The following is a 25,550-nucleotide window of genomic DNA, read 5'->3' on the forward strand; positions in this document are numbered from 1 at the left end:
GCGGGGTGGCTGTCAGGGCCGGTCCACCTGTCCGTCGACGGCGGCCTTCGCCGCGGCCAAAACGTCCACCGGATGGTCGACGAATCGCCGCGCCCAGGCCAGTGCCTCGTCGTACACGTGGTCGGGTGCCACCATCTGGTCGATCAGCCCGAGTTCCAGCGCCTCCTCGGCGCCGACGAACCGGCCGCTGAACACCAGTTCCTTGGCCTTGCTGGCGCCGATGACCTCGGCCAGCCGCGCACCGCCACCGGCACGGGGAGCCAGGCCGGCCAGGATCTCGGTCGCTCCGAACTTCACGTTGTCGCCGCTGACCCGCCAGTCGGCGGCCATCGCCAGGGTCAGCCCGCTGCCCAACGCGTAGCCGGTGATCGCGGCCACCGTGGGCTTCGGGATGGCGGCGACGGCCTCGATGCACTGGCGCAACGCCGCGTCCGCGGCGGCGGCCTCGCCCGTGTTCAGCGTGCGTAGCTCCGGAACGTCGTCGCCGGCGCAGAAGATCTCATGACCGCCGAACAAGATCACTGTCGAGATGTCGGTGCGTGCGCCGAGCTCGTGGGCGCCGGCGATGATCTCGCGGTACATCTGCCGGGTCAGGGCGTTGGTCGGGGGCCGCGACAACATCAGGGTGCCGACGCCGTCCTGCTCGGGCACCCCCGTGATCACACTGACGAACTCGTTCATTGATTCGATTCCCCACCCCGACCCAACGGGGCCCGGTGGTTCCTGGCGGCGTTGTAGCGGCCGCTGTCGAAGAACTCGATCTGCCAGCTCCCTTCCCCGAGGGAGAGGTTGGGCTCGGTGGCGACGATCTTGCGTTCGGTTGCCAGCACGTCGGCGACGGAACGGCCGGCCAGCGAGTTGAGCTGGGTCCAGGTCGGCGGCAGCAGGAACGAATTGCCCTGCTCGAAGTCGTCGAGACCGGCCTGCGGGGTGCTCCAGAACGCCCGATCGGTCTCGGTGTTCTCGCCGTCGGCCCGCTGGCCCTCGGGCAGTGCACCGACGAAGAAGAAGGTGTCGTAGCGGCGCGTGCGTTCCTCTTTGGGGGTGATCCAGTTGTCCCACGGCCGGAGCAGGTCGGCGCGCAGGACGAGTTTCTCGTCGCGCAGGAAATCGGCGAAGGACAGCGAGTGGTTGGCCAGGGCGGCACGGGCATCGCCGTACACCGAGGCATCGGAGACGATGCCCGGGTCGCCAGAACCGCTGTGAGGCCCGGCGAACAGCACGCCTGATTCTTCGAAGGTCTCCCGGGCCGCAGCGCACACCAGCGCCTCGGCCAACCCGGTTTCCACACCGAGTCGCTCCGCCCACCAGTTCGGTTCGGGTCCGAACCAGGCGATGTCGGCATTGCGGTCGCGGTCGTCGACTCCCCCGCCCGGGAACACCATCACCCCGGCCACGAACTCCATCGCCGCATGCCGGCGCATCATGAAGACTTCGATGTCCGCGGCACTACCGCGGTGCACATCGCGGACCAGCATCACGGTCGCCGCCGGCCGGGCCACCAGCGGATCGTCGCTGCTCGTCATTCACGCCTCCTGTGCGCCGCTCGGGTCCTGGTTCGCCGGGCGAAGTAGCGCCCGTCGATCGTGTCCAGGGCGATCGACTGGCCGAACGCCTTGGAGAGGTTCTCAGCAGTCAACACCTCGGTCAGCAGACCCGAAGCAACCGCCTTGCCTTCCGAGAGGATCAGCGCGTGGCTGAATCCGACCGGAATCTCCTCGACATGATGGGTGACCAGGACCATGGCCGGTGCATCGGGGTCGGCAGCCAGGTCGGTCAACCGGGCCACCAGCTCTTCGCGGCCGCCCAGATCGAGGCCGGCCGCGGGCTCGTCGAGCAGCAGGAGTTCGGGGTCGGTCATCAACGACCGGGCGATCAGGACCCGTTTGCGTTCGCCTTCCGACAGCGTCCCGTAGGTCCGCTCGGCCAGGTGTTCGGCGCCGACGCTCTCCAGCATGTCGACGGCTTGGGCGTAGTCGACGTCCTCGTAATCCTCGCGCCAGCGGCCCAGCACGGCGTAGCCGGCCGACACGACCAGATCGCGCACCACCTCGTCGTCGGGAATCCGTTGCGACAGCGCCGAGCTACTGAGTCCGACGCGGGCGCGCAGCTCGGACATGTCGGTGCGGCCCAGCCGTTCACCGAGCACGTAGGCGGTGCCCGACGAGGGATATTCGGTGGCGGCGGCGATCCGCAACAGCGAGGTCTTGCCTGCCCCGTTGGGGCCGATCACCACCCAGCGTTCGTCGAGTTCGACGGCCCAGGTGATGGGTCCGACGAGGGTGTTGCCGCCGCGCCGCAGGGTGACCCGGGCGAAGTCGATCAACAGGTCGGGGTCGGTTCCGTCTCCGTCATCGGTGATTGTCGAGTCGGTGCGTTCCCCTGAGGCCACTCGCTCATCGTAGTGACCGGTTCCCGATCCGCTCGGGCACGCCCGCCGCTGAAATCGTGGAACAACAATGATCGTGGCATCAGCCGCAGGAACAGCTGCACGAGCGGCCCGATCCCGACCGCGTAGACGACGGTGCCGATCCCGACGGTGCCGCCCATCAGCCAGCCCACGGCCAGTACGGTCGCCTCAATTCCGGTGCGCACCAATCGCACCGACAACCCGGTGCGGGCGACGAGTCCGGTCATCAGGCCGTCGCGGGGTCCGGGACCCAGGCCGGCACCGATGTAGAGCACCGTGCTGATCGCGTTGAGCACGACGGCGCCGATCATCATCGCGATGCGTACCGGCAGTGCCGAGGGCGCGGGCAGGACGGCCAACGTCGCGTCCACCGTGACGGCGATGACGATGACGTTGGCGACGGTCCCGATCCCGGGCCGGTTACGCAACGGGATCCAGGCCAGCAGGACGACGACGCCGACGACGGCCGAGGCCATCCCGAGAGACAGCGGGGTGTGCCGGGTCAGACCCTGGTGGAAGACGTCCCACGGATCGAGGCCGAGCCCGGCGCGCACCATCATCGCCATCGACGCGCCGTAGCCGCAGAGGCCGATCAGGAGCAGGGCACCGCGTTTGACTGCCGTCCTCATGCGTGGTCGGGGAATCGGACGCGGATCGCGTCGAGCTCGCTGCGCACCCGGCGGGCGTCAACGTCGCACTCTCGGGCGTAGTTGCCGGCGTCGTACACACGGCGGAGATTCTCCGCCAATCGGGATATCCAGTTCCGAGCCATTCATCCATGATCACGGCGATGTGGCTTGCCTATCAATATCCAGTTGGCACATACTGGCCTCATTATGTCGACAGATATGGCGGCTCGCACCCTCGATGTGGACCTGTTGGCCCGTGAGCTGGGAAACTGGCGCACCTCCAGCCAAAGTGGACCTGCCTACCTCGGTCTGGCCGACGCCATCCGGCTGCTGATCGTGGACGGCCGGGTTCCGGTCGGATCGCGCATTCCCAGCGAACGGGCGCTGGCGGAGTCGCTGCGGGTGTCGCGCACCACGGTCACCGCGGCCTTCGCCCAGCTTCGCGACGACGGCTACCTGCACGCCCGTCGCGGCGCCCGCAGCATCACCGCCCTGCCGGCCGCCGGCCACATCGAGCCCGACGCCACCACACCGACCGTGAGCCTGGCCGCCGCCGCCCTGTCCGCACCCGGCACCGCCGTACTGGAGGCCTTCGCCGAAGCCGCTCGCGATATCGCGCCGTATCTGCGCGAGCCCGGTCACGAACTGATGGGCGTCGGCCCACTCCGCGCGGCGATCGCCGAAAGATATTGCGCCAGAGGATTGCCCACCGATCCGAGCCAGATCATGGTGACCAGCGGTGCCCAGCACGCCATCGGACTGATCCTGGCCAGCCACACCCAGCCCGGCGACCGGGTACTGGTCGAGCAGCCCACCTATCACGGTGCGCTGTCGGCGATCTCGACGGCGGGAGCGCGGGCGGTCCCGGTCGCGCTCACCGAGGATGGCTGGGAGCTCGACGCCGTGCAGGCCGCTCTTCGGCAGCTCGCCCCGAGCCTGGCCTATCTGGTTCCCGACAGCCACAACCCGACCGGGTTCACTCTGCCGGCCGCCGAGCGAAAGCGGTTGGGGCAGATCATTTCCGATACCCGCACCCGCACCATCGTCGATGAATCGATCGTCGACATGTGGATCGACGAGGCGCCGCCCGAGCCGCTGGCGGCCTCGGTGCCCCGCACCGATCTGGTGTTGACCATCGGTTCGATGTCGAAGTCGTTCTGGGGCGGCCTACGGGTCGGCTGGATCCGCGCCGAGCGCGGCACGCTGGCCACCATCGCCGCGATCCGGCCGTCGGTGGATCTGGGTACCCCGATCCTGGAACAGCTGGCGGCAGCGCGGTTGCTCGCGATGCGCGCCGAGGTACTGCCGGAACGGCGCGAGATCATCCGGGCCCGGCGGGAGTTCCTGGTGGCACTGCTGGCCCGGGAGCTTCCGGACTGGCAGCCGGGGCACGGCCGCGGCGGGATGTCGCTGTGGGTGAAGCTCCCCGCGCCGATGAGCACGGCATTGTCGGCCGCGGCGATGCGGCTGGGTCTGGACGTGCCCGCCGGGCCGCGGTTCGGGGTGGACGGCACGCTGGAGCGGTTCATCCGGCTGCCCTATGCGCTGCCCGAACCCGAACTCGAAGAGGCCGTGAATCTACTGGTGCGCGCCTGGCACAGCATCACCGGCACGCTGAGTGCGCAACCACAGACGCTGGTGGTCTAGTCGGCGATCAGGGCTGCTGCGACATCGCGTAGCAGGTGCTGTAGTGCTCGATGGTGCACGGAATCCCGTTCACCGTCGGCAGCTGGCCCGGCTGGTTCGTGATGTTGGTTCCCCCGGCGCTGGGTGCCATCACAGGCGGTGCCACCGCACCCATCCCGCCGCCGGACGAACCGGCCACACACACGCCGTCGAACTTTGTCTGCACGGTTCCCGACGGGCATCGCTTGGCCTCGGCCGGGGCCGCGACCGCCAACTGTCCCAGGACTGCCGCAACGGCGAACGCGCCAACCAAGATCGTGTGCTTCAGGTTCGCCATGCCCACACCCTACTTCAGGGTGGCTGCCGGTTCACCCTTCGCGATGTCAGTCCTCGGGGATCTCGACGCGGCGCAGCACGCCGTCCTGGGCGTCGGCGGCCTCGATCTCACCGCGGGTGACACCGAGGATGAACAGCACCGTGTCCAGGTAGGGATGGCTCAGCGACGCGTCGGCGACCTCACGCAACGCGGGTTTGGCGTTGAACGCGACACCCAGGCCGGCTGCCGCCAGCATGTCGATGTCGTTGGCCCCGTCGCCCACGGCCACGGTCTGCTCCATGGGCACGCCGACCTGCTGGGCGAAATCGCGCAGCGCCTTGGCTTTTCCGGGTCGGTCGACGACCTGGCCGATGACCCGCCCGGTCAGCTTGCCGTCGACGACTTCCAGTTCGTTGGCGGCCACGTAATCGAGCATGAGTTCGTGCGCGAGTGGCTCGATGACCTGACGGAAGCCGCCTGACACCACGCCGCAGTGAAAGCCGAGCCGGCGCAGGGTCCGGATGGTGGTCCGGGCACCGGGCGTCAGCTCTACCTGTTCGGCGACGTCGTCGAGCACGGAGGCGGGCAGACCTGCCAGGGTCGCCACCCGGCGGTGCAGGGATTCGGCGAAATCCAGTTCACCGCGCATCGCCGCTTCGGTGACAGCGGCCACCTGGGCTTCCATACCGGCCCGGGCGGCCAGCATCTCGATGACCTCACCCTGGATCAGGGTCGAGTCGACGTCGAAGACGATGAGCCGCTTGGCCCGCCGGGCCAGGCTGTAGTCCTCGAGTGCGATGTCGACGCCTTCGTCGACGGCCACCTGCGCCAACGCCGACTGCAGTTGGCTGTACGCGGCTCCGGCCGGCACCGAGACCCGGAGTTCCAGGCCGGTCACCGGGTAGTCGGACACCCCGCGGATCGTGTCGATGTTGACGCCAAGACCCGCGACCGCACGGGCCACCACACTGAACGCCTCGGCGGTGATCGGCCGGCCCAGCACCACGATGGTGTGGGTCGAAGGTTCGCGCATGACGGGCATGTCGTCACTGCGCTCGATCGTCACGTCCAGGCCGAGCCGGTGGATCGCCGTCTCGACGTCGCTGCGCAGCGCATCGCCGTCGACCGTCTCGGCCGGCGCCGCGACCAGCACACCCAGGGTGAGCCGGCCGCGGACCACGACCTGTTCGACGTTGCGTAGTTCGACCTGATGGCGGGCGAGCACCTCGAACAGCGCCGATGTGACACCGGGCTGATCGACTCCGGTGACGGTGATCAGTACCGACGAGCGCTCTCGCGGAGCACCGATCATCGAAACATCCTCGACGTGCTCACCCCCGGATGCTGCCACCCGTCAGCTGGAGCTGTCCGCAGACTCGAGCTCTGGGTGATGCGTGCGGCCCACGTGGGCCTCGGCGCGCATCCGCTCGACCATGTGCGGGTAGTGCAGCTCGAACGCCGGGCGCTCCGAACGGATCCGGGGCAGCTCGGTGAAGTTGTGCCGCGGCGGCGGGCAGGAGGTCGCCCACTCCAGCGAGTTGCCGTAACCCCAGGGGTCATCGACCGTCACGGGCTCGCCGTAGCGCCAGCTCTTGAACACGTTCCACACGAACGGCAGCGTCGAGATGCCCAGGATGAAGGCACCGATCGTGGAGATCACGTTGAGCGTGGTGAAGCCGTCGGTCGGCAGGTAGTCCGCGTAACGGCGCGGCATGCCCTCGTCACCGACCCAGTGCTGCACCAGGAACGTGGTGTGGAAGCCGATGAAGGTCAGCCAGAAGTGCAGCTTGCCCAGGCGCTCGTCGAGCAGACGTCCCACCATCTTCGGGAACCAGAAGTAGATGCCCGCGTAGGTTGCGAACACGATGGTGCCGAAGAGCACGTAGTGGAAGTGCGCGATGACGAAGTAGCTGTCGGTGACGTGGAAGTCGATCGGCGGGCTGGCCAGCAGCACGCCCGACAGGCCACCCAGCAGGAAGGTGATCAGGAAGCCGACCGAGAACAGCATCGGTGTCTCGAATGTCAGCTGGCCCTTCCACATCGTGCCGATCCAGTTGAAGAACTTGATGCCGGTCGGGACCGCGATCAGGAACGTCATGAAGGAGAAGAACGGCAGCAGGACCGCGCCGGTGGCGTACATGTGGTGCGCCCACACCGCGACCGACAGGGCCGCGATGCTGATGGTGGCGTAGATCAGCGTGGTGTAACCGAAGATCGGCTTGCGGCTGAACACCGGGAAGATCTCGGACACGATGCCGAAGAACGGCAGCGCGATGATGTACACCTCGGGGTGGCCGAAGAACCAGAACAGGTGCTGCCACAACAGGACACCGCCGTTGGCCGGGTCGTAGATGTGTGCGCCGAGGTGGCGGTCGGCCGCCAGGCCGAACAGCGCGGCGGTCAGGATCGGGAACGCGATCAGCACCAGGATCGAGGTCACCAGGATGTTCCAGGTGAAGATCGGCATCCGGAACATCGTCATACCGGGCGCACGCATGCAGACGATGGTGGTGATCATGTTGACGCCACCGAGGATCGTGCCCAGACCACCGACGGCCAGACCCAGGATCCACAGGTCACCGCCGGCGCCCGGCGAGTGGATGGCGTCGGTCAGCGGCGAGTAGGCCGTCCAACCGAAGTCCGCGGCACCGCCCGGCGTGATGAACCCGCCGAGGGCGATCAGCGCGCCGAACAGGAACAGCCAGAACGACAGGGCGTTCAGCCGCGGGAACGCCACGTCGGGCGCGCCGATCTGCAGCGGGAGCACCAGGTTGGCGAACCCGAACACGATCGGGGTGGCGTAGAACAGCAGCATCACCGTGCCGTGCATGGTGAACAGCTGGTTGAACTGCTCATTGCTCAGGAACTGCAGGCCAGGCATCGCCAGTTCGGTACGCATGAACAGCGCCATCAGCCCGCCGATGAAGAAGAAGGCGAAGCAGGCGACGCAGTACATGATGCCGATCAGCTTGTGATCGGTCGTGGTGATGAGCTTGTAGATCAGGTTGCCCTTGGGGCCCATCCGTTCCGGAAAAGGACGACGTGCCTCGAGTTCTCCGATTGGGGGCGCTTCGGCTACCAAGAGATCCTCCAAAGATTCGTCGGGAAATCCCGCTTATCGAACTGAATCCTAACGCTCCCGGCGGCCTCGGCGTCCCTGGGTCCTACAAACTGTCGTACTGCGTGGCGCCGCAACGTCGCTTCTTTCAGCTGCGAGGTCCTGACCAGCGAGAAAGCGGTGAATGTTACGGTCGCCCGGTGCTGACCAACCGACCCCGCGCCGCAGTCGCGGTGATCGCCGCGGCCGCGACCCTCGCCAGTGGGTGCGGCTCTGCCGAACAGACGCAGCAGGCGCAGACGTCGATGACGACCAGTGTCACCAAGATCGCCGATTCCGGCGTGCTGGGCAATCAGCGCCGCCCCGACGAATCCTGCGCGGCCGAGCCGGCCGCCGCCGATCAGTCGGCGCGCGACGTCCGCAATGCCCGAGGAAACGGAGCAGACGGCTCGAACATCCCGGAGTCCACCGAGGTGCGCGGCGACCCGCAGCGCATCGTCGCGCTGTCCGGGGACCAGCTCGACGCGTTGTGCGCGCTGGGTCTGCAGTCCCGCATCGTCGCGGCGGCGCTTCCGGACGGTTCATCCGAGCAGCCCTCTTATCTGGGAGCCGTCGTGCACGGGGTCGCCCCGGCCGGTTCCCGGAACGCGCCGGACCTCGACGCCATCAAGTCGGCCAACCCTGAACTGATCCTCGGCTCCGCGAGCCTCACTCCTGCGTCGTTCGGCGCGCTTTCGGCGATCGCCCCGACCGTGTTCACCGGGGCACCCGGGGCCGCTTGGCGCGACACACTGCGCGCGGTGGGCGAGGCGACGGGTCGCAGGGACGCCGCAGGCGACCTGATCGCGAAATTCGACGATGCCGCCCGCGACACCGGAGCGCAGAATGACGCCGGGCACTTCCAGGCCTCGGTGGTGCAGCTGACCGAGAACACCGTCCGCGTGTACGGCGCTGATACCTTCGCCGGCAGCGTGCTGGCCACGGTCGGATTGGATCGCCCTGCCGCGCAACGGTTTACCGACAAACCCTACGAAGAGCTCGGCACCACCGACGCCGACTACCGCATCGCCGACGCCGACATCGTCTACGTCTCGTTCGCATCCGCGGCGGCCAAGGACAACGCACCCAAGATCCTGCAGAGCCCAGCCTGGCGGGCCCTGTCCGCCGCCAAGGACAACCGGGTGTTCGTGGTGAACAACGAGGTCTGGCAGACCGGTCAGAACATCGTGGCCGCCCGCGGCATCCTCGATGACCTGCGCTGGGTGAACGCGCCCATCAACTGATCCGGCCGTCGACTCCGTACACGGCCTGCTGGCCGAACTGGCCGAGGGCCAGCGACCCGTCGGGTAGCACCAGTTCCCCGGCCTGCATGCGGCGGCGCAGATACGCGAAGGTCTGCGCGGTCTGGGCGAACAGATGCTCACCGGCTCGCAGCGTCGCGCGCTGGGGCCCGTCGGCCGTGACGAACCGGGGCAGTGGTTTCACCTCGGTGTGATAGTCGACGTTGAAGAACAGCGGGAACGAGTAGCGCTCCTGCGCCACTCGGCGCACCCGGTGACTGGTCGCCACGAATGTTCCGTTGGTCCACAGTTCGAGCAGATCCCCGATGTTGACGACGAACGTCCCGTCCACCGGCGGCACGTCGATCCACTCGCCGGCACCGTTGAGCACCTCCAGGCCGGGCGCGGTGGGCTTGAGCAGCGTGAAGCACTCGTAGTCGGTGTGCGCGCCGATACCCTGTCCGTCCTGCGCGTCGGCGTTGTACGGGTAGTGCATCAACCGGAGTTGGCTGGGTGTCTTCGTGGCGTGCCGGGAGAACACCTCGGGGTCCTCCCCCAGCGCCACCGCGAACGCCCACAACAGTTGCCGGCCGACGTCGATCACAGCCTGGTAGTAGGGCGTCACCGCTTCGGCGAATCCGGGGAGATCCGGCCAGGTGTTCGGGCCGAGCATCGGGTTGCCCGCCAGATGGTCGGGGTCGTCGGCCGGCAGGTCGAGCGCGGTGTCGAAGGCTTCCTTGAGGTCGGGAGGGCTGTCGGATTCGAGGCCCTCCTCCCCTACCGGCACGTAACCGCGGTGACACTGCGACAGCCCGATGTAGCTGCGCATCTTCTCGTCCAGCGGCAGTGCGAAGAAATGCTTGGTGGCGGCGAGCATCCGCTCGAACACCGCTTCCTCGATGCCGGATCCGCTGATGTAGAAGAAGCCGACCTCGCGGGCCGCCGCGCCGATCTCGGCCGCGACCCGTTCCCGCTCGTCGCGCCGGGGCGAACGCAGCCCGCTGATGTCGATGATCGGCACGGAGTTGAATGCCGCCAACGATGTTGTGCCACTCACAGATTCACTGTCCCTTCAGTTCGTTCCACGACCCAGAGCACGCCGTTGGCCTGAATCTGCTTACCTTCAAACTCGATGGCGAGTGCGGCCCATCGCGGTCCGCCCACCGTGTCGATCACCGCCTCACCGGCGCCCAGCCACCCGAAGATCGGCCCGACCCGCACCAGGAGGGCCTGGTCTCCGTCGGGTGCGCGCAGGAAAAACCCGCCGTGAGGCGTCGTCGGACACCGATCGCGCACCCAATGCTCGACGTAGTCCTCATGCACGCCGGTCTCGATCAGCGTGTCACCGTCCCAACGCATCTCACCCTCGTCGGGAGCCGGGCCCGACGGCGTCAGCTCGACATCACGTCGCCAGGAGAACACGGTGCCACGCTGAACCAGCTCACCGCCGAAGCCGCGGGAGTCGACGTAAGCGCTACCGGCCTGGAGCCACAAGACGTCCGTCCCGGTGTCACGCGATCCGTCGGCCTCGATCAGCAAGGTGCGCCGCCACAATCCCGCGCAGTCCGATGCGAGAACATCGCTCACGAGCACTCCGTCCACTGCTCTCGAAGCTGTTGCAGCCCTTGGGCGGTCGGCGTGCCCGATGCGCGCACCCTGGCAATCCCGCCGTCGGGATACGCCTGCACCCGCAATGCGGTGACGCCACGGGCGTCGACCACGAACACCTGCCTGGCGTCGGCGGCCAGCCGGACGCGGCTGAGCACCGGAATGTCGAATGACACGGCCGCCCAGCCTTGTTCGTCGTCCAGATCCACCGCGGTGCCGAGAACGGCCACCTCCAGCGACGCGTTGAACACGAAGTAGGACGTGTCGATCTCGATGCGCTTCAGATCGGTCGGTACGGCGAAGGAGATCACCACCGCATCGTGATCCTCCGGGCCGACGTCCCGGCGGCGGCGTGTTTCCCAGCCATCACCCATGTTGCGCGGCCGGTTGGGGGCCACCAGCGAACCGGCATCGGAATAGAACGCGTCGCTGCACCATTCGACGCGGCCGCCCTGCTCCAGGCCCGACACCTCGATGGTGACGTCGGACCACAACGCCGGGTCGGGTATCACCTCGCCATAGGCGCGCAACCGAGCCACACCACCGTCAGTCGCCAGAGACAGCCGTACGTGCGTCCAGCGACGGCGGTCGGTCACCGTCATCAGGTTGTTCGAATCGGGTTTCAACGCGGTGGATTCCACGATGGTGGTCCATTGCACGTCGGGATCCGTCGCGTCGGCGCTCGGTGCGAGCACGGCCGCGTCCAGGCGGCAGGCTTGCGGATGGTTGCCCGAGAAGAAGCGGGTGTCGACATCGACAGCCCGCAGCCGCCCCGGCGCGCCCAGACGCACGATCGCCCAATCGCCGCCGGGCCCGGCATGGCGACGGGTCTCCCAGCCGTCGACGACCTCCCCGCGCAGATCGAAGGTGCCCGGCACGAACGCCGGTTCGGCCGGATCGACCAGCCGCTCCTTGAAGCCGAACGATTCGTCGCTGGCGGCCACCACGCTGCCGCCGAGGACCCGTGAGGCGAGGTCCACGCTCGGCACTGCCGGGATCATCCGTCCACTCCGAGGGCGTGCGAGATCGGCCAGTGGCTGCGCGGGTTGTCCGGACCCGCTGCGTAGACCCCGGCCTTGCTGGTCGACAACCCCAGTCCGACCACGGCCTGGGCGAGACCGACGGCCGCGGCAACCCCGTCGACGACGGGCACGCCCAGCTTGGCGGTGACCGCGTCGACGACCCCGGCCATCCCCGCACACCCCAGGCAGATCACGTCGGCCCCGTCTTCGCTGACCGCTCGCGCCGCCTCATCCAAGATGGCCTGGATCGCGCCTTCCGGATCGGCATCGACTGTGGCGGTGTCGAGTCCGCAGGCCCGCACCGACGCACAGTGTGCGTCGAGCCCGGCCAGCAGCAGCCGGTCCTCGATGGGCGCGATCGATCGGGCGAGCGTGGTCACGACGGAGAACCTCCGGCCGATCAGATGCGCGACGTGAGCCGAACATTCGGCGATGTCGAACACCGGCACGGTCAGCATTTCGGCGAGTGCATCCCTGCCGTGCTCACCGAATCCGGCGACGACGACGGCGTCGAAATCGAACTCGCCGGCTTCGGTCAGCCTGGCGACCTGGTCCATCATGCCGACGGCGGCCAGATAGCTCTCGGCGGCCGAGTCGATCGCCACGCTGCCGAACCGCGGTGCCAGACAGATGATCTCGGTGTCGGCATGAGCCACTTCGTTGGCAGCAGCGGCGATCTCGGCGGTCATCGACCCTGAGGTGTTGGGATTGAGTACCAGGATCCTCATGCAGCCACCGTCTCCAGCACCGGCACGCCGGCCACCCAGGTTTGCAACGCCGCGCCCCGGACCGTCACGCCGTCGTACGGGCTCACGCGGTGGCGGTGGCGCAGTTCATCGGTGCGCACGGGCGTTTCCGCATCGGGATCGAAGGCGCACAGGTCGGCCCGCAGACCGGGTGCGATGCTCCCCCGGTCGGCAAACCCGGCGAGCGCGGCGGGCTGCTGCGCCATCCAGCGGCTCAGATCGGGCAGTCCGAACCCGCGTTGCGCCGCATGTGCCCACACCGCGCTCGGCCCGACCTGCAATGAGCTGACACCGCCGAAGGCCCGCCCGAAATCCCCGTCTGCCTTGAGCTTCGGGGAGCACGGTGAGTGATCCGACACCACCATGTCCAGGGTCCCGTCCAGCAGGCCGTCCCACAGCCGGTCACGGTTGGCGGCGTCTCGGACAGGTGGGCAGGCGGCGAACTCCGTGCCGCCGTCGGGAATCGCCTCGGCTGTGAACGTCAAATAGTGCGGACAGGTCTCGGCTGTCACCGGGATACCCGCGCGTTTGGCTTCGGCAAGCATCGGCAGCACGTTCGCACTGGACACGTGCACGATGTGGGCACGTGCGCCACTCGCGGCCGCCGTATCGATCACGAGCCCCACCGCATCCTCTTCGGCGGCATCGGGACGGGATCGCAGAAACGACGAGTAGTGCCGCCCGTGCGGCGGCGCACTGCCGGCGATCACCCGATGGCTTTCGGCGTGTACCAACAGCACCGAACCGAGTTCGGCGATCCGGCTCATCGCGGTACGGAACTGCGCGGGAGTCAGATGCCCGAAGTCGGGGTTCCCGGAGTCGGCGAGGAAGCATTTGAACCCGCGGACGCCTGCGGATGCCAACGCCCCCAGCTCACCCGGATTCTCGGGCACGACGCCCGCCCAGAACCCGACGTCGACACGGCAGTTACCCTCGGCCACTGCCTGTTTGGACTGCAATGCCGCCACGGTGGTCGTCACGGGACGGCAATCCAGCGGCATGTCCACGATGGTGGTGATCCCGGCGACGGCCGCCGCGGCGGTCGCGGTTACGAAACCCTCCCAGTCCGTGCCCGGTTCGTTGACGTGGACATGGGTGTCGACGAAACCGGGCAGCAGAACCGCGTGAGCCGGGACATCGATCTGGATCGGTGCCCGCGCGTCGGCGTCCACGTCCCCGACGTCCGTGATGACTCCGCCGGTGACCACCACGGACGCCGGCCGGAGCTCCCCGTCGAGCAGCACCCGCTGCGCCCGGAGCACGAGATCAGCCATGATGGGCTTCCGAGGTGACGGGCCCGAAGCGCCCGTGGAAGTGCTCGGTCAGACCGGGCCACACCTCTGGGTCATGGCCGGGAATCAACTGGTATCCCTTGTCGCGCGCCAACTTCTTGAGCCTGCGGATCGGTTCGACCGTTTCCTCGGGCTCGACGTCGATGTACCCGCCGATCGGGAGTTCATGCTCGATGTTCTCCGTCAGATCCGCGGCATCGAAGGCGAACACGAACCCTCCTCCGCCGACGGACTCGTCGAGCTCCACCGCGAAACTCTGATGCCCTGGCGTGTGTCCGTACGTCGGGATCGCGGTGATGCCGGGAGCGATCGTGGCCTCGCCGTCGGCCAGCCGCCAGTCGATGTTCGGATCGTCGAAGTCCACCCGGACGATCGCATTGCGTTCCGGCTCAGGGTGGTTCGACAGACCGTATTCGAGCTCGCGGCGCTGGGCATGCACCGGGACCTTGCCTGCGAACAGCTTGAGTCCACCGGCATGGTCGTGGTGCAGATGGCTCACCGCGACGGTGTGGATGTCGTCGAAGTCCACCCCGACCTCGGCGAGCCGCTGCTCGATCGGCTCGCCGGGCCCCGGTAGCACCGGTCGGTATTCCACAGTCGGGAAGAACCGCCGGTACAACGCGGGGTCCCGCACGAGCGCGGTGTTGAATCCCGTATCGAGGAGCACCCAGCCCCCGTCGGTCTGGAGCAACACGCCCGGAACGGGTTCGCGCACGCGCTCCTCGGCCGGCGCCCCGTACACCGACACCGATTTCGGCAGTTCCTCCCAACCCAGGGTGAGCAGGATGATGTGGCGGACTCCGCTCTTGCGGACCAGCGTCGCCATCAGCCCACCGACAGTGCGGCGAGCCGCAGAGAGTTGGGATTGGTCACCACGTGGGACTGTTCGACGCCCTTGAGCCAGGGCTGGGCCACCATGAAGTCGTTGACGTCGGCGATGTTCAGCCAGCAGCCGGTCTTCACCGCTTCCAGCCCGGCCCGCGAGAACACCGCGGCATCGCCGGTGGGCAAGCCACTGGCCAAGGCGTCGGTGACCGGCGGTGCCGAACAGCCCAGGTAGTTCAGCCCGCCGTCGGGATCCCACGAGATGTGCCCCCAGGTGTACGGCGACGGCGCGTCCGGCCAGGCCAGGGCGGTGAAGATCTCCGGAGCCGACTGACCGTCGGTACCGACCCAGCCGTAGATTTCTGACGTCGGGTATGCCTGAACCTTGGCGGTCAGTCCCGCAGCGGCAAGCTGTGTCTGAAGAAGATTGCTGACCAGCTGATTGTCGGGATTACTCGAGTCATAGCCGATCGTGATGGCTTTCTGGTCGGCGGGCAGTCCCCCTGCGATGCCGCTGAGCACCGACGGATCGTGAGCCACGCCCTGATTGGCGAAGTCCGATGCCATCATGTTCGGCGGATAGATCTGTCCGGCCACATCGCCGCGCCCGAAGTACGTCTGCTTGACCAGCTCGTCGACGTTGATCGCCTGCAGCACCGCGGTGCGGTTCTTGGCATCGGTCATCATGCCCTTGTGCGGGTTCACGTACAGGTAGTTGGACATCATGGTCGGCAGTGAGTAGTTCGCGAATGCCTTGTTGTCCAAATAGGACTGGACCGCTGACGAGGGCAGGTCATGCAGGATCGCGGCAAGCTGCCCGTTGTTGAACTGGAGCTGTTGCGCCGAAACGTCGGTGATCACCGGCATCTCGACCTTCTCGAAATACGGCTTGGCGCCCCAGTACTCGGGGAATGACGCCAGCGCGTAGCGCGATCCGACCTCGGCCGCGGTGAGCGTGTACGGGCCGGTCCCCAGATCGTGGTTGGTCAGGTAGCTCTGTGCGTGATCGGAGCCCGCGTTCTGTTGTAGGCCCGCAGGACTCATCATCCTGGGCCCGTATGCGCACGCGAGATAGTCGAGAAAGGCCGCGTTGGGCGCCTTCAGGGTGATGGTGACGTCGTAATCGCCCTTCGCGGTAACCGATTCCACGTCCTTGACCATGTAGGCCGGACCCTGGTTGACCGCCAGTCTGCGATCGAAGGACGCCTTGACGGCATCCGCTGTGAACGGGGTGCCGTCATGGAACTTGACGCCTTCACGCAGTTTGAAATCGAAGACCCTGTTGTCCGGCGACACCTTCCACTCGGTGGCGAGCAGGGGTTCCAGCACGGGCTTGTCGGTCCCCGCCTTGTACTGCAGCAGGCCCTCGTAGATGTTGGTGGTCAGCAGCAGGCCCTGGCCGGCGTAGTAGATGTCAGGGTCGGGCGGCTGGCCCGGGTCCTGCAGGAACGACAGGTGCAGCACCTTGTCGGTCGGCGCCGCGCTGGGTGTGCCGCTCCCGGAATCCGCACCGCCACAGGCGCTGAGCATCAATGCCGCCGCCGCGCTCACGGCGGCCATGGTCTTCCATCGTTTGATCATCGGGCGGCTCCTTCGAGAACGGGTTGGGACGTGGCGAGTTCGGAGAAGGCGGCGAGGATCTCGTCGGAGGTTCGTAGTGCACCGGTCTGCAGGTACTCCATGGCGTCGAGTGCGGCATCGTGCCGGTACTGCGACGACCCGCCGACGCAGTCGGTGACGACGCGGACGTAGAAGTCACGCTGGTGGGCGTCGGCGAAGGTGTAGTGCACACACACGTCCGTGAGTCCGCCGATGAGGATGAGCGTCGAGGCTTTGAGGCCTGACAGCACGATCTCGAAATCCGTTCCGATGAAACCGGAGTAACGCCGCTTCACGATGTGGAACTCGTCGGGCAGCGGCCGCAGGGTGGGTTCCAGGTCGGTGCCGGGCCGCCCCTCGACGCAGTGGACGCCCTCGGTGCCGTCGAGCTCTCGGCCGAAGTCGATGCCGCTGGGCCGGTGCACCTCCTGGAAGAACACCACCGGAACATCCGCCGCACGAGCCGCGGCGAGCAGCTTCTCGGCGACGGCGACGCGCTCGGCGTGACCGGGCATCACCGGAATCCCGGCATCCTGGGCCGACATTCCACCGCCTTCCTGTATGTCGACCACGACAAGAACTGGATTACCCACGATGAGTGGCTGTTTGGGCACCTAACCTCCTATTACTGCGATACGGGGATCGGCTGCCGCCTGGAGCAGGTCCACGGCGGTGTTGATGACTACATAGAGCGCACCCAACATCAAGGTGACGCCCGCGATGGCCGGGAAGTCGGCGACCGGGATGCTCTGCGCGATGTACTGGCCGATGCCCGGCCACCCGAACACCTGCTCGACAACGAGCACACCCGAGAACATCAGGCCCACTTGAAGACCGGTCATCGACAGCGCAGACCCGACGGAGTTGCGCAGCACGTGCTGCGTCATGATCCGGCCCTCGGACAGCCCCTTGGCCCGGGCAGTCCGCGCGTAGTCGCTGTCGATGTCGGTCATCAGGCTGCTGCGCAGCACCCGCCCGATCGCCACGGCAGGGCCGATCGCGATCACGAGGGCCGGCAGCATCAGGTGCTGCACGGCGTCGACCACCACGTCGAGCCGGCCGTGCACAAGTCCGTCGAAGGTGAGCAGGCCTGTCGGCCCGGTGGGTGGATTCGCCACCGCGATACGCCCGTTGGCCGGAACCCACCCCAGGTTCTGGTAGAACACGATCAGCCCGAGGATGCCGAGCAGGAACATCGGCGCCGCCGCACCGGTGAACAACACCGCCCGAAGTGCCTGCGCACCAGGCCACTTCAACGTTGTACTGAATGCCAGCAGGGCCGCCAGCACCAGTGCGATGGCGATCCCGAACAACGCGAGTTCCAAGGTGGCCGGCAGGAAGCTGCCGAGGTCCGACAAAACCGGGTGACGGGTGCGGTAGGAGGTTCCGAGATCACCGGTCACCGCATTGGTCAGGTAGTGCCAGAACTGCACGAGCACCGGCTGGTTCAAACCGAGTTCCTCGCGCCGGGCGGCGACCGCTTGCGCCGAAGCCTGTGCGCCCAATTGCGCCTTCACGGGGTCCAGCGGCGAGACGTGCTGGAGCACGAACATCACTCCGGTAAGGGCGATCAGGATGGCCACCATCGCGCTCAGCCGGGAGGCAACGAAAGTCTTCACTCAGGTTCTCCTCTCTTCGCGCAAGCGCTCATCGGCGGCACTCCTCTCTTCGCGCAAGCGCTCATCGGCGGCACTCCTCTCTTCGCGCAAGCGCTCATCGGCGGTTCTCCTCTCACTCAGCGGTTCTTCATCAGGTTGCGCAGGCAGTCCCCGGCGATGTTGCCGACGAGCGCCAGAACCAGGACACCGAGACCCGGCATCACCGGGATCCACCACTGCTGCAGGAAATAGCTGAGGTTTCGGGCCGAGTCGGCACCCAGTTCGGGCGCCGGCGCGGCCTGCCCGAGCCCGAGGAACGACAGTGCGGCCACGGTGAGGATCAGGGTGCCCAGATCCAGGCTGGCGGCGACGAGGGCGTTCGGCACCGCACCCGGGAGCAGGTGGCGCGTCGCGAGCCGGAATCGGCTCACCCCAGCTAGTTTGGCGGCCTCGACGTGTGGCCGGGCGGCCATGCGCGCAACCTCGCCGCGTACCAGCCTGGCGTAGAACGGCCACCAGACGATCGACACCGCGATCAGGGTGTGCACGAAACTCGGTCCGAGCGCGGCGACTACGGCGATCGCGAGCACCGGGGCGGGCAGGGACAGGAACGCGTCGGTGATGCGCATCAGCAGGGAGTCGATCCAGCCTCCCGACGCGCCGGCGATCAGGCCGACCAGTCCGCCGATCGCCAGGCCGACGGCGACCACGACCAGCGCGGCGAACCAGCTGGACCGGGCGCCGTAGAGAACGCGGGACAGGATGTCGCGGCCGACGCTGTCGGTGCCGAGCAAGAACCCGTTCTTGCCCGGCGCCTGCAGCGGCATACCCACCGGTGTGAGCGGGTCGTGCGGGGCGATCAGCGGCACCGCGATGACGAGCATCGTCAGCACGATCACCATCGAGAATCCGGCCCAGTTGAGCACCGTGGACCGTGGCCATGACCACGACAACCGCGGCCGGGTCCGCCCGCCGGCCAGCGTGGGGAACGCAACGGCAATCGCCATCAGACCGCCCGCCTTTCGATACATGCAACGTGATGGGGGTTGCCCGGGGTGCCCTCCAACCGGACGTCGAGTTCGCTACCGCCGCATGCCGGTACCGAGATCGGACATCGGGGATGGAATGCGCAGCCATCCGGCGGGGACAATGGGCTGGCCGGCTCGCCGGGCAGCACGTGTGATTCGCGGCCCAGGTCGGGGATCGCGTCAACGAGTGCCCGGGTGTACGGATGGGCTGGATCGCCGATCACCCGATCCGCCGGTCCGATCTCGACGATGCGACCCAGGTACATCACGGCGATCCGGTCAGCCACCACCCGGGCGACCGACAGATCGTGGGTCACGAAGACGACGGACATGTCCAGGCTGCGGCGCAGATCCCCGATCAGGTTGAGGACGGATGCCGCCAGTGACACGTCGAGCGCGCTGGTCGGCTCGTCGCACAGCAGCACCGACGGTGGCACGACGGTGGCCCGCGCCAGCGAAACTCGTTGGCGCTGACCGCCGGACAGCTCCCCTGAGCGCGCTTTCGCCACCTCGGCCGGAAGACCGACCCGTTCGAGTACCGCTGCCACGGCGGTGCGGCGCTGAGCCGCCGACATCTTTGTGGCCCGCAACCGCTCGGCGATCAACTCACCGACGGACAGCCACGGTGTCAGCGAGGCACCCGCGTCCTGGAAGACCATCTGCGGGCGTTGACCGCCGGCCACCTGGACAGATCCCGAGGTCGGAGTCTCCAGCCCGGCGATGATCCGCAACAGTGTCGACTTGCCCGAACCGCTCTCGCCGACCAGTGCCACGGATTCGCCCTGGCGCACACGCATGGTCACGCCGCGCAGCGCGTGCAGCTTTCCGTGATTGTCGGCCGAACGGTCCAGCCACCGCCGAGACACCGCGAACGTCTTGGTGACATTGGCCAGCGCCACAGCCGGTGGTTGGTCGACGCTGTCAGGCTCCTTGACCGGGAACAACTCGCCGACGTCCGACGATGCCAGCATGCCGCCGATGTCCGCTATCGGCCGGATACAAGCGCTGACCCGTTGGGGTGCAACGAAAACGGGTTCCGGCAATGACGCCGAACATTCTCCGGTGGCCGCGGTGCACCGCGGCTCGAAGGCACATCCGGGCAGCGGTGACGCCGGGCTGGGCACTGAACCGGGCAGCGCCGCGAGCTTCCGGTCCCGTGCGGTATCCAGGGTGAGCCGGCTGCCGAGGAGTCCTTTGGTGTAGGGGTGGGCGGGGCGGGCCAGCACCTCGGCGGCGGGGCCGATCTCGGCGATACGCCCCGCGTAGAGCACCGCGATGCGGTCCGAGATCTGCGCAGCGACACCCAGGTCGTGGGTGATCAGCACAATGCTGCAACCGATCTCGTCCCGCAACCGCTGCAGCAGCCGCAATACCTGGGCTTGAACGGTGACATCGAGTGCGGTGGTCGGTTCGTCGGCGATGACGAGTTCGGGGTCACCCGCGACCGCCATCGCAATCATCACGCGCTGACGCAACCCGCCGGAGAGTTCGTGCGGATAGGCCCGCATCCGACGCTTGGGTTCGGGGATGCCGACCGCGGTGAGCAGTCGCAGCGCCTCTTGCTCGCTGCCTGCCGCCTCCGCCACCTGCTTGCCGATACGCATCGTCGGGTTGAGCGAGGTCATCGGGTCCTGGAACACCGCTCCGAGGTCGAGGCGGCGCACCTTCCGCAACGCCTTGGTTCCGCCGTTCACCATGTCGGAGTCCGCCACGCGGACCGACCCGCCGATCTTGGCGCTCTCGGGCAGCAGACCGAGCATCGTGAAGCCCAGAACGGTTTTGCCCGAACCGGATTCACCGACCAGGCCGACTATCTCCCCCGGGGCGATGGAAAGGGAGACTCCGCGCAACGCGTGGACGTCGCGGCCGTTGCGGCGAAAGGTGACGCGCAGGTCGTCGATGGCGGCAACCGGTTGCGGCGGTGAGAGTGACGCCGTCTGGGCGCGTGCAGCCGATTCCTCAGTCGCGGGGTCATCTGCGCCGAGATCCGCGGGGAAGGTCATGTCGATCGTGACCTCAGCCATCGTGGGCCTCCCAGAAGCGATTTGGCAATTCCGCGCCACCACCGTGTGCCGCAGCCTGTCGAGCGACAGTTTTCACCGGGGGCCGCGTCGCTGGGTGTCACACGCGTTAATGAGGTGTAAAGGAATTGACGGGCCCGGTAACCGTCACGTGTCGCGCGTTTCTATCGAGTGACCGATACCGCGTGCGCTGGCCCTTCGCGGCCGAAGAGCCAACCATGGCCCTATGGCAGGAAGACCACGGGTACACGCCCAGCGCCGGCAAGGGCACACCGCTCGTGACGAAATCCTCGACGCCGCAGGGGAATTGTTCACCGCGACCGGCTACGCGGGAACATCGACGCGCGCGATCGCCGAAGCGGTCGGCGTTCGCCAGGCATCCCTCTATCACTACTTCAAGACCAAGGACGACATACTGTGCGCGCTGCTCGAGCAGACCGTTGCGCCGACCCTCGAGTTCATCCCGAGCCTGCTGGGCACCGAACCCGCTTTGACCGCCGATGAACATCTGCACGCCTTGGCGGCGTTCGACGGCGCCCAACTGATGTCGGGCCGGTGGAATCTCGGTGCGCTCTATCTGCTGCCCGAACTGCGTGAAGCCAAGCTCGAACCGTTCTGGTCGGACCGGGAGCGGCTACGGCTGCACTACCTGTCCGTCAGTCGCGCGCTGAGCCGGCGGACCGGCGTTCACGAAGCCGCCGCCGACCTCCCGTTCCGGCTCGTCGAATCGTTGGTCAACGTGTGGTCGATGCCGCCCGGTCCGGAACGTTCCGAAATGCCGTTCCACGTGGCGGATGCTTGTATGCGCGTCCTGGGCATCACCGACGATGCGGCCGCGGCCCTGCGTTCGCGTAGTCACCGCGAAATCGACAGGCATAACGAGAACAGCTCATCCGACCCGTAGTCTGCATGGCATGTTCCACGTCCTCACCACGACTTACGTGCAACCCATCGACGTCGTCGACCAGACCCGCCCCGCCCACATCGCGTGGCTCGAGGAGGAAGTGGCCGCGGGCCGCATCGTGTTGGCCGGACGTCTGGAATCGGCCACCGGCGCGGTGCTCGTCACCGGGGACCTCAGCGACGAGGAGGTCGAGGATGTCATCGCCCGCGATCCCTACACCCTGGCCGGGCTGATCCGCTGCGAGCGCACCTCCTTCAACGGGGCGTTCCGCGCGCCCGGGTTGTGACCGCGCCGGCCTTGGGTCGGGAGATATGTCACACCTGGTAGCGGGATTACTGTCGCCGCCTGCGTCGTTGCACGCTACGCACTGCCTTGTCAGGCAGTAGTCAGTTAACCGGACTAACCTTTCCGGGATACGCACACAGACGACGAACAAAGAGGGCTTTGATGAGCACTGTTTATGCCTACGCCGCCAACTCGGCGACCGAGCCGCTGGCCAAGACCACCATCACCCGCCGTGAAGTAGGCCCGCATGACGTGGCCTTCGACATCCATTTCGCCGGCATCTGCCACTCCGACATCCACACCGTCAAGGGCGAGTGGGGCACCCCCAACTACCCCGTGGTGGCCGGTCATGAGATCGCCGGTGTCGTCACCGAGGTGGGCTCGGAGGTGACCAAGTACAAGGTCGGCGACCACGTCGGGGTCGGCTGTTTCATCGACTCCTGTCGGGAGTGCGACAACTGCAAGGCCGGTCTGCAGCAGTACTGCACCGGCGATTACGGCATGCACGGCACCTACAACTCCACCGAACGCGACGGCTCCCCCACCTACGGTGGCTACAGCGGCGCGATCGTCGTCGACGAGAACTACGTCCTGCGCATCCCCGACAGCATCCCGCTGGACGCGGCCGCTCCCCTGCTGTGCGCGGGCATCACACTGTTTTCTCCGCTGCGCCACTGGGGCGCGGGGCCGGACAAGAAGGTCGCCGTCATCGGGCTGGGCGGCCTGGGTCACATGGGCGTCAAGCTCGCCCATGCCATGGGCGCACACGTCACCGTGCTCTCGCAGTCGCTGAAGAAGATGGAAGACGGCCTCCGGCTGGGCGCCGACGAGTACTACGCGACGAGCGACCCGGACACCTTCCGCAAGCTGCGCGGCAAGTTCGACCTGATTCTGAACACCGTGTCGGCCAATCTCGACCTGGGCGCCTACCTGGGCCTGCTGGCCGTCGACGGCACGCTGGTAGAGCTGGGCATGCCCGAGCATGCGATGGAGGTTCCGCCGTTCCCGTTGGCAGGTATGCGCCGCAGCCTGTCCGGTTCGATGATCGGCGGTATCCCGGAGACACAGGAGATGCTCGACTTCTGCGCCGAGCACAACGTGACCCCGGAGATCGAGGTCATCCAGCCCGATTACATCAACGAGGCCTACGAGCGTGTGCTGGCCAGTGATGTGCGGTACCGCTTCGTGATCGACACCGCCTCGCTGCGCGGCTAGCAGTCCGTCTCTACAATCCGTCAACGCCGAGGATTGCGGTCAACTGGTGACCGCAATCCTCGGCGTAACGCGCTATTGGCCGTCTGAGCCGGAGGCAGGATCGGGCACCAGATCGACGCCGGCCAACGGCCAACCGGCGGCGGCCAGTTTGGCCGCCACCCGCGCAATGTTCTCCGGACCCGCATCGTGGTCGGTGACTTCGGCGATGAACTCCGCGATCTCGTCGCGTTCGATGGGATCGTCAACGTCGGCGGGCGCTGAGGCTTCAGCGATGTTGCGCACCACCTCGGCCACCTGCTCCTCGGTGAGTGGGGTGGCCCGCAACAGCGCGAGCAGGGGCACCCGATCGGTCCCCGGCACTCCTTCCGGATAGCCGGCGCGCAACCAGTTCAGGACCGAGATCAGTAGCGACTTTGTTGACACGCGGTAAGTTTCGCGGCTAGCCGGCAAACCCACCACTGGAGGAGCCGACAGTTGGTGGGCCATTCATTCGTGGTTCATTGCCAAAAACAATCCCGCTGAGCGCAACCGCTGACCTTTTGCCCGCATCCCGGCATGCTCGGCACAGTGACTCGTGTGATCCGCTTCAACGCCTTCGACATGAACTGCGTCGCCCATCAGTCGCCGGGCCTGTGGCGCCACCCAGAGGACCAGTCCTGGCGCTACAAGGACATCACCTACTGGACCGAACTCGCGAAGTTGTTGGAACGCGGCCGTTTTGACGGCTTGTTCATCGCCGATGTGCTGGGCACCTACGACGTGTACGGGGCCAGTGACGAGGCGGCGATCCGCCAGGCCGCGCAGATCCCGGTGGGCGACCCGATGCTGCTGGTGTCGGCGATGGCACTGGTGACCGAGAACCTGGGGTTCGGGATCACCACCGGAACCGGATTCGAGCATCCTTATCCGTTCGCCCGACGCATGTCGACCCTCGATCATCTGACCAACGGCCGGGTGGGCTGGAACGTCGTCACCGGGTATCTGCCTGCCGCTGCACGCAACATGGGCCAGACGGACCAGCCGGCACACGACGCACGCTACGACCATGCCGACGAGTACCTCGAGGTGCTCTACAAGCTGTGGGAAGGCTCCTGGGAAGACGACGCGGTGGTACGCGACGCCGAGCGCGGAGTCTTCACCGACCCGGCCAAGGTGCACCACATCGGCCATTCCGGTGCGCATTTCAGCGTCCCGGGCGTGCATCTGGCCGAGCCGTCGCCGCAACGCACCCCGGTCATCTACCAGGCCGGTTCCTCACCACGCGGGGTGCGATTCGCCGCCGAGAACGCCGAAGCGATCTTCACCGCGGCGCCCACCAAAGCTCTTCTACGCGAGACGGTTTCCACGATCCGGGCAGAACTGGAGTTGGCGGGCCGGGACCCGTACGCGGCCAAGATCTTCAACCTCACCACCATCATCACCGGCGAAACCGACGAAGAAGCCCACGCCAGGCATGCCGAGTACCTGGCCTACGGCGATCCCGAGGGCGCACTGGTGTTCATGTCCGGCTGGATGGGCGTGGACCTGGCCCGCTACGGCCTCGACGAGCCGATCGGCAATGTCGATTCCAACGCGATCCTGTCCGCGGTCAAGGCCTTTCAGTCGGCCTCGGACAAGGGCGGCGAGTGGAACGTCCGCGATATCGCCGAGTGGGGTGAGATCGGCGGCATGGGACCGCGCATCGTCGGTTCGGGCGTGCACGTCGCCGACACCCTGCAGGAGTGGGTCGAGGAGACCGACGTCGACGGCTTCAACCTGGCCTATGCGATCACGCCCGGATCCTTCGCGGAGTTCATCGACCACGTCGTTCCGGTCCTCACCGAACGCGGTGCCTACCAGTCGGCGTACGCACCGGGCAGCCTGCGCAACAAGCTGCTGGGGCACGGCGACCGTCTCGCCGACGAGCACCGCGGCGCCGGTTACCGGGTGGGCGGGCCCAATTCGACGATCATCGAGCGTCCGTCGACGCTGCCGTCCTCGTCTGCGTCCACGGCTGCTCAGCCGGCGCGGGGCCGCTAGCTCGCCGAGCAGACGTGAAAGTACCCAAAATCCAGCCTTCTCGGGTACTTATGCGTCTGCTCGCCCGGT

General features: G+C 67.1%; 26 protein-coding genes. 6 read left to right on the forward strand and 20 right to left on the reverse strand.

Annotated elements, in window-relative coordinates:
• Positions 1–12: 12 nt before the first annotated feature.
• From ACNQVK_RS25795 to ACNQVK_RS25815, 5 genes are read right to left on the reverse strand one after another with little or no spacing between them, the layout of a single operon-like run.
• Positions 13–681: an enoyl-CoA hydratase gene (locus tag ACNQVK_RS25795; RefSeq protein ID WP_418031782.1), complete on the reverse strand. Its 669-nt coding sequence runs from the start codon at positions 679–681 to the stop codon at positions 13–15.
• Positions 678–1,526: an NUDIX hydrolase gene (locus tag ACNQVK_RS25800; RefSeq protein WP_418031783.1), complete on the reverse strand. Its 849-nt coding sequence runs from the start codon at positions 1,524–1,526 to the stop codon at positions 678–680. The genes ACNQVK_RS25795 and ACNQVK_RS25800 overlap by 4 nt, the downstream gene beginning before the upstream one ends.
• On the reverse strand, positions 1,523–2,392 hold the full coding sequence (locus tag ACNQVK_RS25805; protein WP_044517388.1) for an ABC transporter ATP-binding protein: 870 nt from the start codon (positions 2,390–2,392) through the stop codon (positions 1,523–1,525). Before ACNQVK_RS25805 ends, ACNQVK_RS25800 begins: the two co-directional genes overlap by 4 nt.
• Positions 2,323–3,039 (reverse strand): YczE/YyaS/YitT family protein, encoded by a 717-nt coding sequence (locus tag ACNQVK_RS25810; protein ID WP_418031784.1) that lies wholly within the window; start codon positions 3,037–3,039, stop codon positions 2,323–2,325. The genes ACNQVK_RS25805 and ACNQVK_RS25810 overlap by 70 nt, the downstream gene beginning before the upstream one ends.
• Positions 3,036–3,182: a hypothetical protein gene (locus ACNQVK_RS25815; RefSeq protein WP_167333295.1), complete on the reverse strand. Its 147-nt coding sequence runs from the start codon at positions 3,180–3,182 to the stop codon at positions 3,036–3,038. The genes ACNQVK_RS25810 and ACNQVK_RS25815 overlap by 4 nt, the downstream gene beginning before the upstream one ends.
• Positions 3,183–3,246: 64 nt before the next feature.
• Between ACNQVK_RS25815 and ACNQVK_RS25820 the strand changes: the two genes are divergently transcribed.
• Entirely contained in the window at positions 3,247–4,686 is a 1,440-nt protein-coding gene (locus ACNQVK_RS25820; protein ID WP_418031785.1) for a PLP-dependent aminotransferase family protein, read from the forward strand.
• Between the two features lie 7 nt (positions 4,687–4,693).
• Here the strand turns inward: ACNQVK_RS25820 and ACNQVK_RS25825 are convergent, their stop codons facing one another.
• Genes ACNQVK_RS25825 through ctaD form a run of 3 tightly spaced genes read right to left on the reverse strand, consistent with a single transcriptional unit; the run spans position 4,694 to position 8,063 of the window.
• Complete coding sequence (locus ACNQVK_RS25825) at positions 4,694–5,002, reverse strand: hypothetical protein (RefSeq protein WP_409549153.1); 309 nt, start codon at positions 5,000–5,002, stop codon at positions 4,694–4,696.
• A gap of 46 nt (positions 5,003–5,048) precedes the next feature.
• Entirely contained in the window at positions 5,049–6,293 is a 1,245-nt protein-coding gene (serB, locus tag ACNQVK_RS25830) for a phosphoserine phosphatase SerB (RefSeq protein WP_209447056.1), read from the reverse strand.
• Positions 6,294–6,335: 42 nt separating this feature from the next.
• Positions 6,336–8,063: a cytochrome c oxidase subunit I gene (gene ctaD / locus ACNQVK_RS25835; RefSeq protein ID WP_124711733.1), complete on the reverse strand. Its 1,728-nt coding sequence runs from the start codon at positions 8,061–8,063 to the stop codon at positions 6,336–6,338.
• A gap of 176 nt (positions 8,064–8,239) precedes the next feature.
• Between ctaD and ACNQVK_RS25840 the strand changes: the two genes are divergently transcribed.
• A complete protein-coding gene (locus tag ACNQVK_RS25840; RefSeq protein WP_418031786.1) occupies positions 8,240–9,322 on the forward strand; it encodes an iron-siderophore ABC transporter substrate-binding protein in 1,083 nt (360 codons plus the stop codon).
• Here the strand turns inward: ACNQVK_RS25840 and ACNQVK_RS25845 are convergent.
• The 11 genes from ACNQVK_RS25845 to ACNQVK_RS25895 all read right to left on the reverse strand — a co-directional run bounded on the left by ACNQVK_RS25845 (position 9,315) and on the right by ACNQVK_RS25895 (position 21,061).
• Positions 9,315–10,376 (reverse strand): isopenicillin N synthase family dioxygenase, encoded by a 1,062-nt coding sequence (locus ACNQVK_RS25845; RefSeq protein ID WP_418031787.1) that lies wholly within the window; start codon positions 10,374–10,376, stop codon positions 9,315–9,317. The genes ACNQVK_RS25840 and ACNQVK_RS25845 overlap by 8 nt on opposite strands.
• Positions 10,373–10,906: a hypothetical protein gene (locus tag ACNQVK_RS25850; RefSeq protein WP_409549156.1), complete on the reverse strand. Its 534-nt coding sequence runs from the start codon at positions 10,904–10,906 to the stop codon at positions 10,373–10,375. Before ACNQVK_RS25850 ends, ACNQVK_RS25845 begins: the two co-directional genes overlap by 4 nt.
• Positions 10,903–11,928 carry an allantoicase gene (gene alc, locus ACNQVK_RS25855; RefSeq protein WP_418031788.1) on the reverse strand — a complete coding sequence of 342 codons (1,026 nt, stop codon included), beginning with the start codon at positions 11,926–11,928 and terminating at the stop codon, positions 10,903–10,905. The genes ACNQVK_RS25850 and alc overlap by 4 nt, the downstream gene beginning before the upstream one ends.
• Positions 11,925–12,677, reverse strand: coding sequence for an aspartate/glutamate racemase family protein (locus ACNQVK_RS25860; RefSeq protein WP_418031789.1), 753 nt, complete (start codon positions 12,675–12,677; stop codon positions 11,925–11,927). The genes alc and ACNQVK_RS25860 overlap by 4 nt, the downstream gene beginning before the upstream one ends.
• Entirely contained in the window at positions 12,674–13,969 is a 1,296-nt protein-coding gene (gene allB, locus ACNQVK_RS25865) for an allantoinase AllB (protein ID WP_418031790.1), read from the reverse strand. Before allB ends, ACNQVK_RS25860 begins: the two co-directional genes overlap by 4 nt.
• The gene (locus ACNQVK_RS25870; protein ID WP_418031791.1) at positions 13,962–14,813 is read right to left on the reverse strand and encodes an N-acyl homoserine lactonase family protein; all 852 of its coding nucleotides are present in this window, start codon (positions 14,811–14,813) and stop codon (positions 13,962–13,964) included. Before ACNQVK_RS25870 ends, allB begins: the two co-directional genes overlap by 8 nt.
• A complete protein-coding gene (locus ACNQVK_RS25875) occupies positions 14,813–16,393 on the reverse strand; it encodes an ABC transporter substrate-binding protein (protein ID WP_418031792.1) in 1,581 nt (526 codons plus the stop codon). Before ACNQVK_RS25875 ends, ACNQVK_RS25870 begins: the two co-directional genes overlap by 1 nt.
• Complete coding sequence (locus tag ACNQVK_RS25880) at positions 16,390–17,025, reverse strand: cysteine hydrolase family protein (RefSeq protein ID WP_418031793.1); 636 nt, start codon at positions 17,023–17,025, stop codon at positions 16,390–16,392. The genes ACNQVK_RS25875 and ACNQVK_RS25880 overlap by 4 nt, the downstream gene beginning before the upstream one ends.
• Entirely contained in the window at positions 17,026–18,030 is a 1,005-nt protein-coding gene (locus tag ACNQVK_RS25885; protein ID WP_418031794.1) for an ABC transporter permease, read from the reverse strand.
• A 116-nt stretch (positions 18,031–18,146) separates the two neighbouring features.
• On the reverse strand, positions 18,147–19,016 hold the full coding sequence (locus ACNQVK_RS25890) for an ABC transporter permease (protein WP_418031795.1): 870 nt from the start codon (positions 19,014–19,016) through the stop codon (positions 18,147–18,149).
• Positions 19,016–21,061 (reverse strand): dipeptide ABC transporter ATP-binding protein, encoded by a 2,046-nt coding sequence (locus ACNQVK_RS25895; RefSeq protein ID WP_418031796.1) that lies wholly within the window; start codon positions 21,059–21,061, stop codon positions 19,016–19,018. Before ACNQVK_RS25895 ends, ACNQVK_RS25890 begins: the two co-directional genes overlap by 1 nt.
• 223 nt (positions 21,062–21,284) lie before the next feature.
• On the opposite strand from ACNQVK_RS25895, the gene ACNQVK_RS25900 reads away from it, so the two are divergent.
• From ACNQVK_RS25900 to ACNQVK_RS25910, 3 genes are all read left to right on the forward strand, one after another.
• The gene (locus tag ACNQVK_RS25900; RefSeq protein ID WP_418031797.1) at positions 21,285–21,962 is read left to right on the forward strand and encodes a TetR/AcrR family transcriptional regulator; all 678 of its coding nucleotides are present in this window, start codon (positions 21,285–21,287) and stop codon (positions 21,960–21,962) included.
• 10 nt (positions 21,963–21,972) lie between these two features.
• Entirely contained in the window at positions 21,973–22,248 is a 276-nt protein-coding gene (locus ACNQVK_RS25905; protein WP_418031798.1) for a YciI family protein, read from the forward strand.
• Positions 22,249–22,409: 161 nt separating this feature from the next.
• On the forward strand, positions 22,410–23,462 hold the full coding sequence (locus tag ACNQVK_RS25910) for an NAD(P)-dependent alcohol dehydrogenase (protein WP_418031799.1): 1,053 nt from the start codon (positions 22,410–22,412) through the stop codon (positions 23,460–23,462).
• A 72-nt stretch (positions 23,463–23,534) separates the two neighbouring features.
• Here the strand turns inward: ACNQVK_RS25910 and ACNQVK_RS25915 are convergent, their stop codons facing one another.
• On the reverse strand, positions 23,535–23,885 hold the full coding sequence (locus ACNQVK_RS25915) for a DUF3349 domain-containing protein (RefSeq protein WP_418031800.1): 351 nt from the start codon (positions 23,883–23,885) through the stop codon (positions 23,535–23,537).
• A 144-nt stretch (positions 23,886–24,029) separates the two neighbouring features.
• On the opposite strand from ACNQVK_RS25915, the gene ACNQVK_RS25920 reads away from it, so the two are divergent.
• Entirely contained in the window at positions 24,030–25,481 is a 1,452-nt protein-coding gene (locus tag ACNQVK_RS25920) for an LLM class flavin-dependent oxidoreductase (protein WP_418031801.1), read from the forward strand.
• The last annotated feature ends 69 nt before the right edge of the window (positions 25,482–25,550 follow it).

The sequence above is a fragment of the Mycobacterium sp. 134 genome (assembly GCF_048282715.1).
Taxonomy (GTDB): domain Bacteria; phylum Actinomycetota; class Actinomycetes; order Mycobacteriales; family Mycobacteriaceae; genus Mycobacterium; species Mycobacterium septicum.

Coding starts and splice junctions, on each gene's coding strand:
- ACNQVK_RS25875 (WP_418031792.1), bottom strand. CDS start 16,393: ATGATCAAACGATGGAAGACCATGGCCGCCGTGAGCGCGGCGGCGGCA.
- alc (WP_418031788.1), bottom strand. CDS start 11,928: ATGATCCCGGCAGTGCCGAGCGTGGACCTCGCCTCACGGGTCCTCGGC.
- ACNQVK_RS25800 (WP_418031783.1), bottom strand. CDS start 1,526: ATGACGAGCAGCGACGATCCGCTGGTGGCCCGGCCGGCGGCGACCGTG.
- ACNQVK_RS25820 (WP_418031785.1), top strand. CDS start 3,247: ATGTCGACAGATATGGCGGCTCGCACCCTCGATGTGGACCTGTTGGCC.
- ACNQVK_RS25895 (WP_418031796.1), bottom strand. CDS start 21,061: ATGGCTGAGGTCACGATCGACATGACCTTCCCCGCGGATCTCGGCGCA.
- ACNQVK_RS25900 (WP_418031797.1), top strand. CDS start 21,285: ATGGCAGGAAGACCACGGGTACACGCCCAGCGCCGGCAAGGGCACACC.
- ACNQVK_RS25825 (WP_409549153.1), bottom strand. CDS start 5,002: ATGGCGAACCTGAAGCACACGATCTTGGTTGGCGCGTTCGCCGTTGCG.
- ACNQVK_RS25795 (WP_418031782.1), bottom strand. CDS start 681: ATGAACGAGTTCGTCAGTGTGATCACGGGGGTGCCCGAGCAGGACGGC.
- ACNQVK_RS25910 (WP_418031799.1), top strand. CDS start 22,410: ATGAGCACTGTTTATGCCTACGCCGCCAACTCGGCGACCGAGCCGCTG.
- ACNQVK_RS25890 (WP_418031795.1), bottom strand. CDS start 19,016: ATGGCGATTGCCGTTGCGTTCCCCACGCTGGCCGGCGGGCGGACCCGG.
- ACNQVK_RS25860 (WP_418031789.1), bottom strand. CDS start 12,677: ATGAGGATCCTGGTACTCAATCCCAACACCTCAGGGTCGATGACCGCC.
- ACNQVK_RS25810 (WP_418031784.1), bottom strand. CDS start 3,039: ATGAGGACGGCAGTCAAACGCGGTGCCCTGCTCCTGATCGGCCTCTGC.
- ACNQVK_RS25870 (WP_418031791.1), bottom strand. CDS start 14,813: ATGGCGACGCTGGTCCGCAAGAGCGGAGTCCGCCACATCATCCTGCTC.
- serB (WP_209447056.1), bottom strand. CDS start 6,293: ATGATCGGTGCTCCGCGAGAGCGCTCGTCGGTACTGATCACCGTCACC.
- ACNQVK_RS25815 (WP_167333295.1), bottom strand. CDS start 3,182: ATGGCTCGGAACTGGATATCCCGATTGGCGGAGAATCTCCGCCGTGTG.
- ACNQVK_RS25905 (WP_418031798.1), top strand. CDS start 21,973: ATGTTCCACGTCCTCACCACGACTTACGTGCAACCCATCGACGTCGTC.
- allB (WP_418031790.1), bottom strand. CDS start 13,969: ATGGCTGATCTCGTGCTCCGGGCGCAGCGGGTGCTGCTCGACGGGGAG.